The 15,895-nt window shown below is 73.6% G+C and carries 15 protein-coding genes; 7 read left to right on the forward strand and 8 right to left on the reverse strand.

Annotated features, from left to right (window positions below; genetic code table 11):
- Nucleotides 1-6: 6 nt before the first annotated feature.
- The 3 genes from AB0B97_RS30510 to AB0B97_RS30520 form a co-directional block, all read right to left on the reverse strand.
- Nucleotides 7-2,067: a 3-hydroxyacyl-CoA dehydrogenase NAD-binding domain-containing protein gene (locus AB0B97_RS30510; RefSeq protein ID WP_357498542.1), complete on the reverse strand. Its 2,061-nt coding sequence runs from the start codon at nt 2,065-2,067 to the stop codon at nt 7-9.
- A complete protein-coding gene (locus AB0B97_RS30515) occupies nt 2,064-3,260 on the reverse strand; it encodes a thiolase family protein (protein ID WP_354858147.1) in 1,197 nt (398 codons plus the stop codon). Before AB0B97_RS30515 ends, AB0B97_RS30510 begins: the two co-directional genes overlap by 4 nt.
- Nucleotides 3,261-3,369: 109 nt before the next feature.
- A complete protein-coding gene (locus AB0B97_RS30520) occupies nt 3,370-4,695 on the reverse strand; it encodes a ribonuclease D (RefSeq protein WP_357498544.1) in 1,326 nt (441 codons plus the stop codon).
- A 267-nt stretch (nt 4,696-4,962) separates the two neighbouring features.
- Here AB0B97_RS30520 and AB0B97_RS30525 point away from each other — a divergent pair, with 267 nt between their 5' ends.
- Both AB0B97_RS30525 and AB0B97_RS30530 read left to right on the forward strand, forming a co-directional pair.
- Nucleotides 4,963-6,285: a trypsin-like peptidase domain-containing protein gene (locus AB0B97_RS30525; RefSeq protein WP_357498546.1), complete on the forward strand. Its 1,323-nt coding sequence runs from the start codon at nt 4,963-4,965 to the stop codon at nt 6,283-6,285.
- Nucleotides 6,286-6,511: 226 nt separating this feature from the next.
- Nucleotides 6,512-7,444 (forward strand): hypothetical protein, encoded by a 933-nt coding sequence (locus tag AB0B97_RS30530; RefSeq protein ID WP_357498548.1) that lies wholly within the window; start codon nt 6,512-6,514, stop codon nt 7,442-7,444.
- Nucleotides 7,445-7,471: 27 nt separating this feature from the next.
- On the opposite strand, the gene AB0B97_RS30535 is transcribed toward AB0B97_RS30530, so the two are convergent.
- Entirely contained in the window at nt 7,472-8,044 is a 573-nt protein-coding gene (locus AB0B97_RS30535) for a DUF3000 domain-containing protein (protein ID WP_357498550.1), read from the reverse strand.
- 149 nt (nt 8,045-8,193) lie between these two features.
- Here AB0B97_RS30535 and hemE point away from each other — a divergent pair, with 149 nt between their 5' ends.
- The 3 genes from hemE to hemQ are packed head-to-tail and all read left to right on the forward strand — an operon-like array spanning nt 8,194 to nt 11,406.
- Entirely contained in the window at nt 8,194-9,291 is a 1,098-nt protein-coding gene (gene hemE, locus AB0B97_RS30540; protein WP_357498552.1) for a uroporphyrinogen decarboxylase, read from the forward strand.
- Between the two features lie 7 nt (nt 9,292-9,298).
- A complete protein-coding gene (hemG, locus tag AB0B97_RS30545; RefSeq protein WP_357498554.1) occupies nt 9,299-10,708 on the forward strand; it encodes a protoporphyrinogen oxidase in 1,410 nt (469 codons plus the stop codon).
- Nucleotides 10,705-11,406: a hydrogen peroxide-dependent heme synthase gene (gene hemQ / locus AB0B97_RS30550; protein WP_007456984.1), complete on the forward strand. Its 702-nt coding sequence runs from the start codon at nt 10,705-10,707 to the stop codon at nt 11,404-11,406. Before hemG ends, hemQ begins: the two co-directional genes overlap by 4 nt.
- A 51-nt stretch (nt 11,407-11,457) precedes the next feature.
- Here the strand turns inward: hemQ and AB0B97_RS30555 are convergent, their stop codons facing one another.
- The 4 genes from AB0B97_RS30555 to AB0B97_RS30570 form a co-directional block, all read right to left on the reverse strand.
- Nucleotides 11,458-12,576: a lytic polysaccharide monooxygenase gene (locus AB0B97_RS30555; protein ID WP_357498556.1), complete on the reverse strand. Its 1,119-nt coding sequence runs from the start codon at nt 12,574-12,576 to the stop codon at nt 11,458-11,460.
- A 118-nt stretch (nt 12,577-12,694) separates the two neighbouring features.
- Nucleotides 12,695-13,150 carry a GNAT family N-acetyltransferase gene (locus tag AB0B97_RS30560; protein WP_357498558.1) on the reverse strand — a complete coding sequence of 152 codons (456 nt, stop codon included), beginning with the start codon at nt 13,148-13,150 and terminating at the stop codon, nt 12,695-12,697.
- Nucleotides 13,151-13,174: 24 nt separating this feature from the next.
- Complete coding sequence (locus AB0B97_RS30565) at nt 13,175-14,119, reverse strand: DMT family transporter (protein ID WP_357498560.1); 945 nt, start codon at nt 14,117-14,119, stop codon at nt 13,175-13,177.
- Between the two features lie 179 nt (nt 14,120-14,298).
- Entirely contained in the window at nt 14,299-14,559 is a 261-nt protein-coding gene (locus AB0B97_RS30570; protein ID WP_357498562.1) for a Prokaryotic metallothionein, read from the reverse strand.
- A 154-nt stretch (nt 14,560-14,713) separates the two neighbouring features.
- On the opposite strand from AB0B97_RS30570, the gene AB0B97_RS30575 reads away from it, so the two are divergent.
- On the forward strand, nt 14,714-14,989 hold the full coding sequence (locus AB0B97_RS30575) for a glycoside hydrolase (RefSeq protein ID WP_357498564.1): 276 nt from the start codon (nt 14,714-14,716) through the stop codon (nt 14,987-14,989).
- A 109-nt stretch (nt 14,990-15,098) separates the two neighbouring features.
- On the forward strand, nt 15,099-15,857 hold the full coding sequence (locus AB0B97_RS30580; RefSeq protein WP_357498565.1) for a lytic polysaccharide monooxygenase: 759 nt from the start codon (nt 15,099-15,101) through the stop codon (nt 15,855-15,857).
- The last annotated feature ends 38 nt before the right edge of the window (nt 15,858-15,895 follow it).

The raw sequence follows: 15,895 nt of genomic DNA on the forward strand, positions 1-15,895 counted from the left end.
GACGTGTCAGGCGGGCAGGCTCGCCGCTCCGAGCGGCAGGAACCGCCGGCCGGTGACCCGCTCGCTGGTGCCGGTCCGGTCCAGGTACGGCGTGACGCCGCCCAGGTGGAACGGCCAACCGGCACCCAGGATCATGCACAGGTCGATGTCCTGCGCCTCGGCGACCACGCCCTCGTCCAGCATCAGCCGGATCTCCTGCGCGAGCGCGTCGAGCGCGTTCTGGCGTACCTGCTCGGCGGTCAGCGGCTGGTCACCGACCACGAGCAGCTTGGCCACCTCGTCGTTCACCTGGTCGTCGACCACGATCGGCTGGCCCGAGTCGGCGATCCGCTTGAGGTTCTCGCTGACCCCGAACCGGTCCGGGAACGCGGCGTGCAGGGTGCCGCCCACGTGGTACGCCACTGCCGGCCCGACCAGCTGAAGCAGGGCGAGCGGGCGCATCGGCAGGCCCAGCGGGTCCAGTGCGCTGTTCGCCACGTCCAGCGGCGTGCCGGCGTCCACGGCGGCGAAGACGGTGCCCAGGAAGCGGGTGAGCAGCCGGTTCACCACGAACGCCGGGGCGTCGGAGACCAGCACGCTCGACTTCTTGAGCTGCTTGCCGACCGCGAACGCGGTGGCGAGGGTGGCGTCGTCGGTCCGCTCGCCCCGGACGATCTCCAGCAGCGGCAGCACGGCCACCGGGTTGAAGAAGTGGAAGCCGACCACCCGCTCCGGGTGCTCCAGCTCGGCGGCCATCTCGGTGATGGACAGCGAGCTGGTGTTGGTGGCGAGCACCGCCTCCGGGGAGACGATCTTCTCCAGCTCGGCCCAGACCTGCTTCTTGACGCCCAGGTCCTCGAAGACCGCCTCGATGACGAAGTCGGCGTCCGCGAAGGCGCCCTTGTCGACAGTGCCGCTGACCAGGCCGTACAGCTTGGCGGCCGTGCCCTTGTCCATCCGGCCCTTGGTGACGGCCTTCTCGATCTGGGTGTGGACGTAGCCGACGCCCTTGTCCACCCGGGCCTGGTCCAGGTCGCTCATGACGACCGGCACCTGGAGGCGGCGGGCGAACAGCAGCGCCAGCTGGCTGGCCATCAGGCCGGCGCCGACGATGCCGACCTTGGTGACCGGGCGGGCCAGGCCCTTGTCCGGTGCGCCGGCCGGCCGCTTGGCCCGCCGCTGCACCAGGTCGAACGCGTACAGGCCGCTGCGCAGCTCCTCGGAGAAGACCAGGTCAGCGAGGGCCTCGTCCTCGGCGGCGGTGCCGGCGGCGAAGTCGCCGTCCTTCGCCGTCTCCAGCAGGTCCAGGGCCTTGTACGCGGCCGGGACCGCGCCGTGCAGCCGCTGGTTCAGCGTCTCCCGGGCGAAGTAGAGCACGCCCGCCCACATGTCCTTGTCGACCTCGGGCCGGGTCACGGTGACCTGACCCCGCACCACACCGGCGGCCCATTCCAGGGACCGCTCCAGGAAGTCGGCCGGCTCCAGCAGCACGTCCGCGATGCCCATCTCGGCAGCCTGCTTCGGCTTGAGCATCTTGTTCTGCATGAGCGGGTTCTGGATGATCACCTGGGTGGCGGCGGGGATGCCGATCAGGTTCGGCAACAGTTGCGTGCCGCCCCAGCCGGGCACCAGACCGAGGGAGACCTCGGGCAGGGCGAGCGCCGCCGCACCGCCGGACAGCGTCCGGTAGTGGCAGTGCAGCGCCAACTCCAGGCCGCCGCCCATTGCCGCGCCGTTGACGAACGCGAACGTGGGGACGCTGCTGTCCTTGAGCCGGGCGAAGACCCGGTGGCCGAGCCGGCCGATCTCCAGCGCCTGCGCGCGGTCGGCGAGCTGCGGCAGGCCGACGATGTCCGCGCCCACACAGAAGATGTACGGCTTGCCGGTGACCGCGATGAACGCCGGGTCGGCGGCGAGCGCGGCCGTGATGGCCTCGTCCAGGCTGGTCAGACCGGCCGGGCCGAAGGTGTTCGGCTTGGTGTGGTCGAAGCCGTTGTCCAGGGTGATCAGGGCGGCGGGACGGTCCAGCCCCGGCACGGTCACCTGACGCAGCAGCGCCTTGGTGACGACCTCGTTCGGCGCCTTCACTTGTCGCCCTCCGTCCAGTGCGGGTTCTCCCAGATGACCGTGCCGCCCATGCCGATGCCGATGCACATCGCGGTGACGCCGTAGCGGACCTCGGGGTGCTCGGCGAACTGGCGGGCCAGCTGCGTCATCAGCCGTACGCCGGACGAGGCGAGGGGGTGGCCGATGGCGATGGCGCCACCCCACGGGTTGACCCGCGGGTCGTCGTCGGCGATGCCGAAGTGGTCGAGGAACGCGAGCACCTGCACGGCGAACGCCTCGTTCAGCTCGAACAGGCCGATGTCGTCGATCGTCAGGCCGGCGAGGCGCAGGGCCTTCTCCGTCGACGGGATCGGGCCGACGCCCATCACCTCCGGCTCCACGCCGACGAAACCGAACGACACCAGCCGCATGGCGATCGGCAGGCCCAGCTCGCGGGCGGTGGCCTCGTCAGCGAGCAGGCTCGCGGTGGCGCCGTCGTTCAGGCCCGCCGCGTTGCCCGCGGTGACCTTCCCGTGCGGGCGGAACGGGGTCTTCAGGGTGGCCAGCTTCTCCAGCGACGTGTCGCGGGGAGCCTCGTCCACGCCGGCCAGACCCCAGCCGCCCTCGGCGTCGCGGATGGCCACCGGCACCAGGTCGTCCTGGAGCTTGCCGTTGGCGTACGCCTTCGCCGTCTTCTGCTGCGAGGCGAGCGCGAACGCGTCGGTGCGCTCCTTGGTGATGTGCGGGACGAGGTCGTGCAGGTTCTCCGCCGTGGCGCCCATGACCAGCGCCGACGGGTCCACCAGCTTCTCCGCGATGATGCGCGGGTTGGGGTCGACGCCCTCACCCATCGGGTGACGGCCCATGTGCTCGACGCCACCGGCGATGGCGACGTCGTACGCGCCCATGGCGATGCCGCTCGCGACCGTGGTCACGGCGGTCATCGCGCCGGCGCACATCCGGTCGATCGCGAAGCCGGGAACGGTCTTGGGCAGACCGGCCAGCAGCGCGGCGGTGCGGCCGATGGTGAGGCCCTGGTCACCGATCTGGGTGGTGGCCGCGATGGCGACCTCCTCGACCCGCTCCGGCGGCAGCTGCGGGTTGCGGCGCAGCAGTTCACGGATGCAGCGGATCACCAGGTCGTCGGCGCGGGTGTTGGCGTACATGCCACCCGCCTTGCCGAACGGGGTACGGACGCCGTCGACGAAGACGACATCCCGAACTTCACGGGGCACTTGAGCCTCCTAGCCGAACGGGCACGTTACCCCGGATGCTACTCGCCAGTAACCAACCTGCCGCCCGCCCCCCGCTGTGGCACACCCCACACCGGGAGGCGGGGACGGGTCAGGGGATGGGGTTGGGGGACAGGGCCCGGGTCAGCTCGGCGGTCAGCAGGGCGATCTGCCACTCGCGGGCGTTGAAGCCGCGCAGGGTCTCCGCCACCGTGTCCTCGGTGACCTCCTCCGGCGGGCTCCACGCCAGACGACGTACCGAATCCGGGGTGATCAGATTTTCCGGGGGCAGGTTGTGCTCGCCCGCGATGCGGACCACCACCTCCCGGCAGCGGGCCAGCCGACCCGCCGCCACCGGGTCCCGCTCGGCCCACCGGTGCGGCGGTGGTGGGCCCTCCACCGCCGGGGTGACCGGAAGCGCGTCGTCCGGCAGCTCCCGGGCGACGTCCAGCGCGGCCAGCCAGGTGCGGGCCAGCCGACGGACCGACCGGCCGCCGAAGCCGGGCAGCGTCAGCAGCGTCTTCTCGTCCTTCGGATCCAGCTCGGCGGCGGCGACGATGGCCGAGTCGGGCAGCACCCGGCCGGGCGCGGCGTCCCGCCGGGCCGCGATCTGGTCCCGGGCATACCACAACGAGCGGACCCGGGCCTGAGCCCGCGCCCCGCGCACCCGGTGGATGCCCGACGTGCGCCGCCAGGGTTCCGCGCGGACCCGGGGCGGCCGCGCGCCCGTCCGGACCAGGGCGGCGAACTCCTCGGCGGCCCAGGCCGACTTGCCCTGCCGGGCCAGCTCGGCGTCGAGCGCGTCCCGGAGGTCGGTGAGCATCTCCACGTCGAGCGCCGCGTAGGTCAGCCACGACTCGGGCAGCGGCCGACTCGACCAGTCGGCCGCCGAGTGATGCTTCTCCAGGGTGAATCCGAGTAGCTGCTCGGTCAGCGCGGCCAGGCCGACCCGCTCGAACCCGGCCAGCCGAGCGGCCAGTTCCGTGTCGAACAACCGGCGTGGACGCAGCCCCACCTCGGCCAGGCACGGCAGATCCTGACTGGCCGCGTGGAGCACCCACTCGGCCTCGCCGATCACCGCGTCCAGCGCGCTGAGGTCGGGCAGCGGCAGCGGGTCGATCAGCACGGTGCCGGCGCCCTCGCGGCGCAGCTGCACCAGGTACGCGCGTTGGCTGTAGCGGTAGCCCGAAGCGCGCTCGGCGTCCAGGGCAACCGGGCCGGTGCCCGCCGCGAACCGGGCCACGACCTCGGCGAGCTCGGCCTGTGTGGTCACGGGATCAGGGGTGCCGTCGCGGGGGGCGGTCAGCGGAACGGGCCCACCGTCGGTCGGGTCGGGCCCCTCGCCCGCCGGCTGCGGCTGGGCCGACGGCGGCTGCTGGGGTGCGTGTCCCGGGAGTTCTTCGGTGGGCCGACGGCGCAGGGGTGGTTCGTCGGTCACCTGCCAACCCTAGTGCGCGCCGTGATCCGGCGTGTGCAGCCGGTCCGGCGTGTGTCGGTCAGGTGTCCGCAAGGTGTCCTTTCGGATGCCGGACATCGGGGGAGACAAAGCCCTTTCGCGCAGGTACGGTCCATCGAGCCGCCGGCCCCCGTTCGGGTGATCCTGGGCCGTGGCCGCAAGCGCACGACCACGGGGAAGGGCAAGACGATCATGACGGCTGGCTTCGGTGCGGGGGACGCACGGCCAACGGGCGCCGAGCCTGACGACGTGAGCGGGCGGGCGGCCGAACGGCCGGGCCCCCTGCCGCCGCGCATCGAACCGCACCCGGAGGTCGGCGCCACCTGGCACGGTGCCCCGGGCCCCGGTGGCGAGCCCACCGCCGCCGTCCCGGCGCCCCGTGCCGGCTGGGCGGCCCCGCCGAACGCCGGCCAGTGGGGCGCGGCGCCCCAGGGGCCCGTGCCGGCCGGCCCACACACCACGGCCGCCGCACCGGGCACCGGAACTGCACACGGCACCGCCGCTGCGCAGGGCACGCCGGCTGCACAGGGCACGCCGACTGCGTACGGCACGACCGCTGGACCGGGCGTCGCCGCTGGACACGGCAGTGCCGCGCCGTACGCGGCCGGGCCGGCGCCGCACGCGGCCGGGCCCGCGCCGTACGGCGCCGGTCCGTACACCCCAGGCGCTCCCACGGCCTACGGCGCGGGCGGCTATCCGCCCGCCGGTGACCTGGCCAGCGCGCCGCCGTTCCCGACCGCGACTCACCCCGGCCAGCCCGCCTGGCCGGGCGCCACCCCGCCCGCGCGACCCACCCGGCGCCGTTGGCCGATGGCGCTCGCCGCGCTGCTCGTCGTCGTGCTGGCCGCCGTGGCCGGCCTGCAGGCGTACCAGCTCAACCGCCTCGGCGACCGGCTCGCCGCCACCGACCGCCGGCTGGCCCAGGCCCAGGACGGCGACGGCACCCGCCTCGACGGCCTGGAACAGCGCACCGACGCGCTGGAGAAGCAGGCCGGGGCCGCGTTCAACCCCGAGGCGGTGGCCAGCGCCGTGCTGCCCAGCGTCTTTCGGGTGCGGGCCGGCCAGTTCACCGGCACCGCGTTCGCGGTGGGCAAGCCGGCCGCCGGTGGCGGCACCAACCTGTTCACCAACTTCCACGTCGTCGAGTCGATCTGGGAGAGCGGCGGCCGACAGGTCTTCCTGGAGCGCACGGACCAGCGCTTCCCGGCCACCATCGTCAAGGTCGACAAGGCCAACGACGTGGCGCACCTGCGGGCGACCGGCAAGTTCACCGGCCTGGTCACCGCGCCCAGCGCCGTGAAGTCCGGCCAGCAGATCATCGTCGTCGGTGCTCCGCTCGGCCTGGAGGACAGCGTCACGACCGGTGTGGTGAGCGCGTTGCGCGCGGCGCAGGGCAGCTCCGGGCCGGCCATCCAGTTCGACGCTCCGATCAACCCCGGCAACTCCGGCGGTCCGGTGATCAACGGCAGCAAGCAGGTGGTCGGCATCGCCACCGCCAAGGCTCGTGACGCCGAGGGCATCGGGCTCGCCATCCCGATCAAGGTCGCCTGCGACGGGTTCAAGATCTGCTGACCGGCGGCTCCGGCCGCTCGCGCCACCCACGGCCTTCCCGGCCGCTCGCGCCACCCACGGCCTTCCCGGCCGCTCGCGCCACCGACGGCCTCTCCGGCCGCTCGCGTCACCGACGGCCTCCCCGGCCGTCTCCGACCCATCCGGGTCCTCGGTCCCGGACGATCCCGCCGCTGCACCTGGTCCGTCGCGCCTACCGGCGGAGGACCTGCTCACCTGGAGGAAGAACATGTCCCAGCCACCGACCGGGCCGGAGGGTTTCCCGCCCGCCACCCCCACGCCGCCGGCCGGCTCGCCCGACCCCGACGCCACGGTGCAGCACGCGGCCGGCAACGACCCGACCGTGCAGCACGCGGCCGGCACCGACCCGACCGTGCGGTACCCGGCCGGGCAGCCCGCGCCGCAGCAGTACGCGCCCGGCCAGCCGGCACCGCAGCAGCAGTACGCGCCCGGCCAGCCCGCGCCGCAGCAGTACGCGCCGGGTCAGGCCGCGCCGCAGTACGGCACCCCGCAGACGCCGGGCTACCCGGCCAGCGCCCCGCCGTACGCCGGCCAGCCGATGTCCGCGCCGCCGGTCTCCGGGCCGGCGTACGGGCAGCCGATGTCCGCGCCGCCGGTCTCCGGGCCGGCGTACGGGCAGCCGATGTCCGCGCCGCCGATGTCCGCGCCGCCGGTCTCCGGCCCGGCGTACGGGCAGCCGATGTCCGGTCCGCCCGGGATGGCGCCGTACGGCGCTCCCGCCGCCCCGCGGCGGGGTCGCGCGGTGCTGGTGCTGGCTCTGGTGGCCGTGCTGCTCTTCGTGGTCAGCGGGGTGATGACCGGGCTGTTCGTGACCAAGAACAACGAGCTGAACCGGACCGAGAAGCGCCTCACCGGCCAGGTCAGCCAGCGCGACGGGACCATCGCGGCCAACACCACCGAGATCGCGAAGCTCAAGACGGATCTGCAGGCCCTGCAGGACAAGCTCGACAACACCGAGCAGGACCTGACCGGCACCCGCAACGACCGTGACGAGCAGGCCCGGCAGAAGAAGGTCATCGCGAGCTGCCTGGACAAGCTGACCACCGCCCTGGGTGCGGCGGCGGCCGGCAACAAGGGCGCGTACGACACGGCGATGAAGGGCCTCGACAAGGTGTGCGACGAGGCGGAGAACTACCTCTGATCCGCTGTGCCGGCCGCCGCCGTGGTTTCAGGCGGTGGCGGCCGGACGGCGGTCGGCCAGGGCGGTGACCCCGGGTGGGGGCAGGCCGGCCGTCGAGGCGAGCAGGGTGCACCAGCCGAGCAGGTGGGGGGCGAGGTCGTCGTCGACGGGCGTCCAGGAGGCGCGGATCTCGATGTCGCCGGCCGTCGGCGGCCCGGCCAGGTCGCCGAACCGGGTCGACATGGTCTGGGTGACAGTCCCGCCGATCGCCCGGTGACAGGCGTCCTGGGTGTCGAGGGCGTCGGTCAGCCACGTCCAGCCGACCCCGGGGAGCAGCGGGTCGGCGGCGAGGTCGACCTCCAACTCCGCCGTCACGTAGGTGACCAGTCGCAGCGTGCCCTGCCAGGCCTCGTGCCCGGCCGGGTCGTGCAGAAGGATCAGCCGGCCGGTGGCCACCTCGTCGCCGTCGCGCAGCACCGTCGCGGCGAGCGCGAACGTGAACGGCGCGAGCCGCTGGGGGGCGCCGACCTCCTCGAGGGTGATCTCCGGTCGGGGTGCCGGCGACCGGAGCCCGGCGACCGCGCGGGCGAAGGTCTCCGGGAGCGCGATCGGGGGGGCCATGTCGGCAGCCTATGCCGCCGTCGGCCCACCCGCTTCGACGGCACGCCGACGCGTACCCCGACCGACCGCTGGCGCGACGGACGTTAGGTGCGTCCCCTTCCGTTCACCCGCGGCGGGCTGGGGTCGGGCGGCGTGGCACGATTGCGGCGATGACCACGGACACCACGGGCACTGCCGCCCGAGACGGACAGCCGCGCCCCGGCGGCCCGGCCGACTCGCCCTTCATCCGGGCCTGTCGGCGACGGCCCGGGCCGCACACCCCGGTCTGGTTCATGCGCCAGGCCGGCCGCTCACTGCCGGAGTACCGGGAGATCAGGGCCAGCGTGCCGATGCTGGAGTCCTGCCGTCGCCCGGAGCTGGTCGCCGAGATCACCCTCCAGCCGGTGCGCCGGCACGGGGTCGACGCGGCCATCCTGTTCAGCGACATCGTGGTGCCGGTCGCCGCGGCCGGGATCGACCTGGACATCGTGCCGGGCACCGGCCCGGTGGTGGCCGAGCCGATCCGTACCGCCGCCGACATCGAGCGGATCCGCCCGATCGGCCGCGACGACGTCCCGTACGTGGACGAGGCCGTCCGCCAGCTGGTGGTCGAGCTGGGCGACACTCCGCTGATCGGCTTCGCCGGCGCACCGTTCACCCTGGCCAGCTACCTGGTCGAGGGCGGACCGTCGCGGACCCACGCGAAGACCAAGGCCCTGATGTACGGCGAGCCCGAGCTGTGGCACGCGCTCTGCGGCCGGTTGTCCGAGGTGACGCTCGCCTTCCTGCGGGTGCAGATCGAGGCCGGCGTCTCCGCCGTGCAGCTGTTCGACTCGTGGGCGGGCGCGCTCTCCGAGGCCGACTACCGCCGCTACGTGCTGCCGCACTCGACGGCGGTGCTGAGCGGGCTCGTCGCCGCGGGCGTGCCGCGGATCCACTTCGGGGTGGGCACCGCCGAGCTGCTCGGCGCGATGGGCGAGGCCGGCGCGGACGTGGTCGGCGTCGACTGGCGTACCCCGCTGGACGTGGCCACGCACCGGATCGGCCCGGACAAGGCGGTGCAGGGCAACCTGGACCCGGCCGTGCTGCTCGCGCCGTGGCCGGTGGTGGAGGCCGAGGTGCGCCGGATTTTGGCGCAGGGGCGGGCGGCTCCCGGGCACGTGTTCAACCTCGGCCACGGTGTGCTGCCGGAGACCGACCCGGACGTGCTGACCCGGGTGGTCGCGCTGGTGCACGAGGTCTCCAGCCGCCGGGCCGACCAGGGCTGACACGGCGATGCGGCAGCCCTGGCGGGTGGCGGTGGTCGGCGGCGGGATCGCCGGGCTGGCCGCCGCGGTCCGGCTGCGCGACCGCGCGCCGGAAGGCACCGAGATCACGGTGTACGAGCAGTCCGGCGCGGTGGGCGGCAAGCTGCGCACCGGGACGTTGGCCGGAGCGCCTGTGGAGTTCGGCGCCGAGTCGTTCCTGATGCGCGACCCGACAGGCGTCGAGAGCGCGGCGGTGACCCTGATCCGCCGGCTCGGCCTGGCGGACCGGATCGTGCACCCGAGCGTCGGGCAGGCCGCGCTTGTCGTCGACGGAGGGCTGCGCCCCATCCCGGGCGGGACGCTGGTGGGCGTACCCGGGGATCTGGATCGGGTGGCCACTGTCGCGCGCCCGGCCGCGGACGCCGACACCGACGGCGGCCGGCCGCTGGTCGGGCCGGACGCGGACGTCTCGGTGGGCGCGCTGGTCCGGTCCCGCTTCGGGGACGAGGTGGTCGAGCGGTTGGTCGACCCGATGCTGGGTGGCGTGTACGCGGGCCGCGCGGACGACCTGTCGCTGGTCACCACGATGCCGGCGCTGGCACGTGCCGCCCGGGTGGAGCACACCCTCGTCGGCGCGGTCCGGGCGGCGCAGGCCGCCGCGCCGCGCGCGCCGGGGGCCCCGGTCTTCGGCACCCTGGCCGGTGGGCTGAGCACGCTGGTCGAGGCCGCGGTGACGGCCAGCGGCGCGACGGTACGACGGGACGCCGCGGTGCGCGACCTCACGCCCACCGGCACGGGTTGGCGGCTCACGGTCGGCCCGACCCGCGCTCCCGAGCTCGTCGACGTGGACGCCGTGGTGCTGGCGGTGCCGGCCCGGCCGGCGGCCCGGCTGCTCGCCGGCCCGGCCCCGGTGGCCGCCTCGGCGGTGGGCGAGCTGGACTACGCGAGCGTCGCGCTGGTCACCCTGGCGTTGCCGCAGCCGTTGCTGCCCGAGCTGTCCGGCTTCCTGGTGCCGACCACCGAGGGGTTGCTGATCAAGGCGGCCACGTTCTTCACCACGAAGTGGGGGCACCTGCGGCGGCCGGACGGGCTGGCGCTGGTGCGCGCCTCGGTGGGCCGCTACGGCGAGGAGGCGCAGCTCCAGCGCCCGGACGCCGACCTGGCCGCCACCGTGCACCGGGAGCTGTCGGCGGTGCTCGGCGCCCCGCTGCCCGCCCCGGTCGACGGGCACGTGCAGCGGTGGGGCGGCGCGCTGCCCCAGTACGCGCCGGGGCACGCCGACCGGGTGACGGCAGCGCGGACGGCGCTGCGGGCCGCGCATCCCACACTGGCCCTGGCTGGCGCCGGTTACGACGGTGTCGGCATACCGGTCTGCGTACGCTCCGGCGAGACGGCGGCCGACGAGATCATCACAGCACTGGGAGGATCGGCGAGATGACCGAGCAGACCAACGCGGCCCGGTTGCGGGAGCTGAACGACAGCATCCGTTACACGATGTGGTCGGTGTTCCGGGCGAGCGCCCCGCTGCCGTCTCTGCGGGACAACGTCACAGGTGAGGTCGAGTCCCTCTTCGAGGAGCTGGCCGGCAAGGACGTGGTGATCCGGGGCGTGTACGACGTGTCCGGGTTGCGCGCCGACGCGGACGTGATGATCTGGTGGCACTCCGCGTCGAGCGACGCTCTGCAGGACGCGTACCTGCGGTTCCGCCGCACCACGCTGGGCCGGGCGCTGACCCCGGTCTGGTCGCAGATGGCGCTGCACCGGCCGGCGGAGTTCAACAAGAGCCACATCCCGGCGTTCCTCGCCGGCGAGGAGGCCCGCCCCTACCTGTGCGTCTACCCGTTCGTGCGCTCCTACGAGTGGTACCTGCTGCCCGACGCCGAGCGGCGCGAGATGCTGGCCGAGCACGGCAAGATGGCGCGTGGCTACCCGGACGTCCGCGCCAACACGGTCGCGTCGTTCGCGCTGGGTGACTACGAGTGGATGCTCGCCTTCGAGGCCGACGAGCTGCACCGGATCGTCGACCTGATGCGGGACCTGCGCGCCTCGGGGGCCCGCCGGCACGTCCGCGAGGAGGTCCCGTTCTACACGGGCCGCCGCCGGTCGGTCGCCGAGATCGTCAACTGCCTGGTCTGAGCCCCGCCGGCCGGCGCCGCGCCCCCGCCCGGGTGCGGCGCCGGACGGGGATCAGCTGGTCTTCGTACAGGAGACCAGGGGAACGGGGTTGCTGCCGGTCCACGAGCCGAGGAAGCCGAACGTGGTGCTCGCTCCGCCGGCCAGGGCGCCGTTGTAGTTCACGTTGCGCGCGGTCACCAGCGTGCCGTTGGTGGTGAGGTTGGCGTTCCACGCGGACGCGACCTGTTGACCGTTGTTGAAGTTCCAGCTCACCGACCAGCTCTGGGTCGGCGAGTTGGCCCCCGCGGTCACCTTCACCTCGGCCTGGAAGCCGCCGGCCCACTGACCGGTGATCGAGTACGTCGCGTAGCAGGCGCCGGCCGGCACGGGAGTGCTCGGCGGCGGGGTGCTCGGCGGCGGGGTGGTGGGCGGCGGGGTGGTGGGCGGCGGGGTCGTCGGCGGCGGCGTCGTGGGCGGCGGGGTGCTCGTGCCGCCGGAGAAGTCCACGTCACTGCACAGGTAGTACGACTGGTCCAGGTGACTGGCCTGCCAGACCGTGTAGACGATGTGCCGCCCGGTGCGGCCCGGCGCGCTGACCGGGATCTGGATGGACACGCCACCGGTGTCCTTGTCCCACTGCGACGCCGGGGTGTTGCCGATCTGGCCGGCCAGCTCCAGGTCGTCCCAGCCGAGCGCCTCGGTCGACGAGTTGAAGCCCTGCTTGGTCACGTACACCCGGATGTAGTCCGCGCCGTGGCTGGCCTGGTCGAAGAAGCGCAGCCGGAAGTTGTTCGACACCGGGGTGGCCTTCCACGCGCCGATGGTGTCCAGGGCGTTGTAGCGACCATTCTGTGTGCGTCCGCCGCTGCACAGCTGGCCGTCGGGGACGGCGGCCTGGTGGTTGCCCGCCACACCCTCGCGGAACAGCCCGTTCCAGTTCCACATGGCCTGCGGGTCGGCCTGCCAGGCCTGCCAGCACATCGGGTCCTCGGTGGCCATCCGGGGATTCTGGAAGTCGCTGCCCCAGCGTTGCCAGCAGCTGTAGTTGCGCGAGGCCGGGTCGACGACCGAGCCGTGCGCGGAGGCGGGCTGGACCAGCGCGACGCTCAGCGCGGTGGTCAGCAGGAGCGTGACGGCCGCCGCGATGGCGAGTGGCCGGAGCACGCGTGGTGATCGGGCGAGAGTGGACATGGAGCCCCCGGGGGGATGAGGTCGGACGACGACACCCGGACGGCCGGGAGTTGCCCGCTCCCGTGCCTGCTGCGTTGCTCCCGCGCTGGCTCTACCCGGCACGATGCCAGGTCGATCGTCAGACGTCAATGACCTTGCGGCGCATCGGGGTGTGCGGAATGCCGTCCTCGACGTACTCCGGGCCGCTCACCGCGAAGCCGTGCCGGGCGTAGAAACCGACCAGGTGCGACTGGGCCTCCAGCACGCAGGGCCGGTTGCCGACGAGGTCCAGCGCCGCGGTCATCAGCCGCCCCGCCTGCCCGCCGCCGCGCGCCTTTGGGGCCACCACCACCCGACCGATCCGGGCGGCGCCGTCGGGGTCGGCGAGGATCCGCAGGTACGCCAGCGGCGCGTCGCCGTCGGTCAACCAGAGGTGGCGCGTGCCCGGCTCCACGTCGCGCCCGTCGAGTTCGGGGTAGGGGCAGTTCTGCTCGACCACGAACACGTCGATGCGCAGCTTGAGCAGGTCGTGGAAGGTGCGGGCGTCCAGGTCGGCGAAGGACGCCGCCCGGATCTCGGTGGTCTGCTGGGGCACCCACCGATCGTAGGCCGGGCCGGCTCACGCGGCGTCTCCGCGGGTCGGCGCGAGGTAGGTGGCGGCCACGGCGGTGAGCAGCAGCGCGCCGCCGAGGAGTACCGGCAGGGGGAGCGGCTCGTGCAGCAGCGCCACGGCCAGCGCCGCCGCCGTCAGCGGTTCGAGCAGGGTCAGGACGGCCGCGACGCTGCCGGCCGTCGTGCGCAGCCCGGCGTAGAACAGCGCGTACGCCACGGCGGTGGTGACGATGCCGAGGTGCAGCAGCAGCGCCAGGGTGTCGAGGCGTACGTCGACGGCGACGCCGGCGACAAGTGCCATCGGCGCCAGGGTCAGCGCGCCGACCACCGTGGAGATGGTGGTCAGTGTCATCGGTGCGGTGTGCTGCGACACCTGGCGGCTGATCAGGGTCGTCACCGCGTACCCGAGGCCGGACCCGGCGGCCGCGAGCAGGCCCAGCAGCGGGGCCGGCGCCGCCGTGGTGGGCTCGGCGGTGGCCCCGGTGATCAGGGCGAGCCCGGCCACGGCGGTGATCAGGGTGCCGAGGCGTGTCGGGCCGGGAAGCCGGCGGGCCCGCAGCGACTCCCAGGTCGCCGCGAGCACCGGCGCCAGGCCCAGGCTCACCACGGTGGCCACGCTGACCCCGGCGAGGGCCACGGCGGCGAAGTAGAGCGCCTGGTAGAGGCCGAGGCCGACGCCGGTGAGCAGCAGCGGTACGGGTGCCGCGCGCAGGGCGGCCAGGAGTGTGCGGAGTCGGCCGGCGCTGCACGCCAGCAGCACGAGCGCGGCGATCGCGAGACGGTGGAAGCCGATGCTCACCGGGCTGAGCCCGGTGCCCTCGCGCAGCAGTTGCACCGCCACACCTGTGGTGCCCCACAGGACTCCGGTGACGGTGATCTGGATCAGGCCGGTGCGGGCCTTCAGGGCGGCCGGGGCCGGGGTGGCCGGCGGCGCGGTACGGGACGTGGACACTGTTGCGCTCCGTTGGGATGACGTTGACGGGGACGACGTCGACGGAGCGCGTACGGCGAACTGACCGGCCGGGGTGGGTCACCCGGTCGGTGTGGGGCGCGGCGCTCCGCTCAGGAGCGCGGCGGGGGCAGGACGCCCAGCAGTGGCCGCATCGGGCGACCGTACCGCAGGGCGCGCGGTCAGGCGGGGCGGGCGCCGACGGCGTCGCGGATCTCGGCGCCCTCGGCGCCCTCGACCGCGCGGGCGCAGTGCCCGCAGCAGAAGAACCGGCCGTTGACCTCCACGCCGTGCCCGACGATCTTGATTTGGCAGTGTTCGCAGATGGGCGCCAGGCGGTGGATCGCGCACTCGAACGAGTCGAAGGTGTGCACGTCGCCGCTGACGGTGTGCACCTCGAACGCCATCCAGTAGTCGTTGCCGCAGACCTCGCAGGTTGCCACCGAAAAACCCCCTTATCAGGACATGTGCCCCCAGAGTGCCCCAGGGTGGGGCGGTGGCGGGCGGGATGCCGCCAGCTGGCCGGGTTGAGCGGCGTGTCGGCTCCGGCGTGTCGTCCGTTAGGTCCGATGAGCGCCGTGACCCCGGAGGATCGCCATGATCAAACGCAACAAGCTCTTCGGCAGCCAGACCCGGGTGACGTTCTGCCTCCCGCGGGACACCCCGCCCGGCCCGGTGAGCGTCGTGGGCTCCTTCAACGACTGGGAGCCCGGCCGGCACGAGTTGGTGGCCCGCCGCGACGGCACCCGGACGGTGACGGTGAAGCTCGGCCCGGGGGAGTACCGGTTCCGCTATCTCGCCAGCGGCGGGGTCTGGCTCGACGACGAGACGGCCGACGACGTCGACGACCGCGGCAGCCTGCTGCGACTCTGAGGAGCGAAGTCGTCACCATCGATGTATTTATCGACCGCGCTCTTTACTGTTAATAAAGTTTAAATTACCTTGGGGGCACCTCACCGCACCTGGAGAAGGAGCTGCCCCCATGCGTCGAAGAATCACCGTCCCGCTGGTGGCGGCGGGCGCTGTCGCCGCCACCCTCACCGTCGCCGCGCCCGCCCAGGCGCACGGCTACGTCTCCGCCCCACCGAGCCGGCAGGCGCTCTGCGCGCAGGGCCGGGTGCCCGACTGCGGGCAGATCAAGTACGAGCCGCAGAGCGTCGAAGGACCCAAGGGCCTCAAGAGCTGCAACGCCGGCATCGCCCAGTTCGCCGTCCTCAACGACGACAGCCGGGGCTGGCCGGCCACGTCGGTCGGGAGTTCGCTGACCTTCACCTGGGTCAACACCGCCCGGCACGCCACCAGCAACTGGGAGTACTGGATCGGCAACACCCGCGTCGGCGTGGTCAACGGCAACGGGCAGCAGCCCGGCGCCACTGTCTCGCACACCGTCAACCTGGGCGGCTTCTCCGGCCGGCAGAAGATCCTCGCGGTGTGGAACATCTCCGACACGGCGAACGCGTTCTACTCCTGCATCGACGTGCAGATCGGCGGCGGCGGATCGACGCCCACCCCCACGCCGACAACCTCACCCACGCCACGGCCCACCACCAGCCCGACCACGGCGCCGACGACCCCGCCGACGACGCCGCCCGCGACGGGTGGCACCTGGACCGCCGGCCGGGCGTACCAGGTCGGCGACCAGGTCACCTACGGCGGCCTGACGTACCGCTGCCGGCAGGCCCACACGGCGATCCTCGGCTGGGAGCCGCCGAACGTGCCGGCCCTCTGGCAACAGGTCTGACCCGCACGGGTGCGGCCCCGGCCGCACCCGTGCCGCGC

Origin of the sequence: Micromonospora sp. NPDC049004 (assembly GCF_040649315.1) — a bacterium.
In the GTDB taxonomy this organism is placed as follows: Bacteria; Actinomycetota; Actinomycetes; order Mycobacteriales; family Micromonosporaceae; genus Micromonospora.

Coding starts and splice junctions, on each gene's coding strand:
- AB0B97_RS30530 (WP_357498548.1), top strand. CDS start 6,512: ATGTCCCAGCCACCGACCGGGCCGGAGGGTTTCCCGCCCGCCACCCCC.
- AB0B97_RS30535 (WP_357498550.1), bottom strand. CDS start 8,044: ATGGCCCCCCCGATCGCGCTCCCGGAGACCTTCGCCCGCGCGGTCGCC.
- hemE (WP_357498552.1), top strand. CDS start 8,194: ATGACCACGGACACCACGGGCACTGCCGCCCGAGACGGACAGCCGCGC.
- hemG (WP_357498554.1), top strand. CDS start 9,299: ATGCGGCAGCCCTGGCGGGTGGCGGTGGTCGGCGGCGGGATCGCCGGG.
- hemQ (WP_007456984.1), top strand. CDS start 10,705: ATGACCGAGCAGACCAACGCGGCCCGGTTGCGGGAGCTGAACGACAGC.
- AB0B97_RS30555 (WP_357498556.1), bottom strand. CDS start 12,576: ATGTCCACTCTCGCCCGATCACCACGCGTGCTCCGGCCACTCGCCATC.
- AB0B97_RS30575 (WP_357498564.1), top strand. CDS start 14,714: ATGATCAAACGCAACAAGCTCTTCGGCAGCCAGACCCGGGTGACGTTC.
- AB0B97_RS30580 (WP_357498565.1), top strand. CDS start 15,099: ATGCGTCGAAGAATCACCGTCCCGCTGGTGGCGGCGGGCGCTGTCGCC.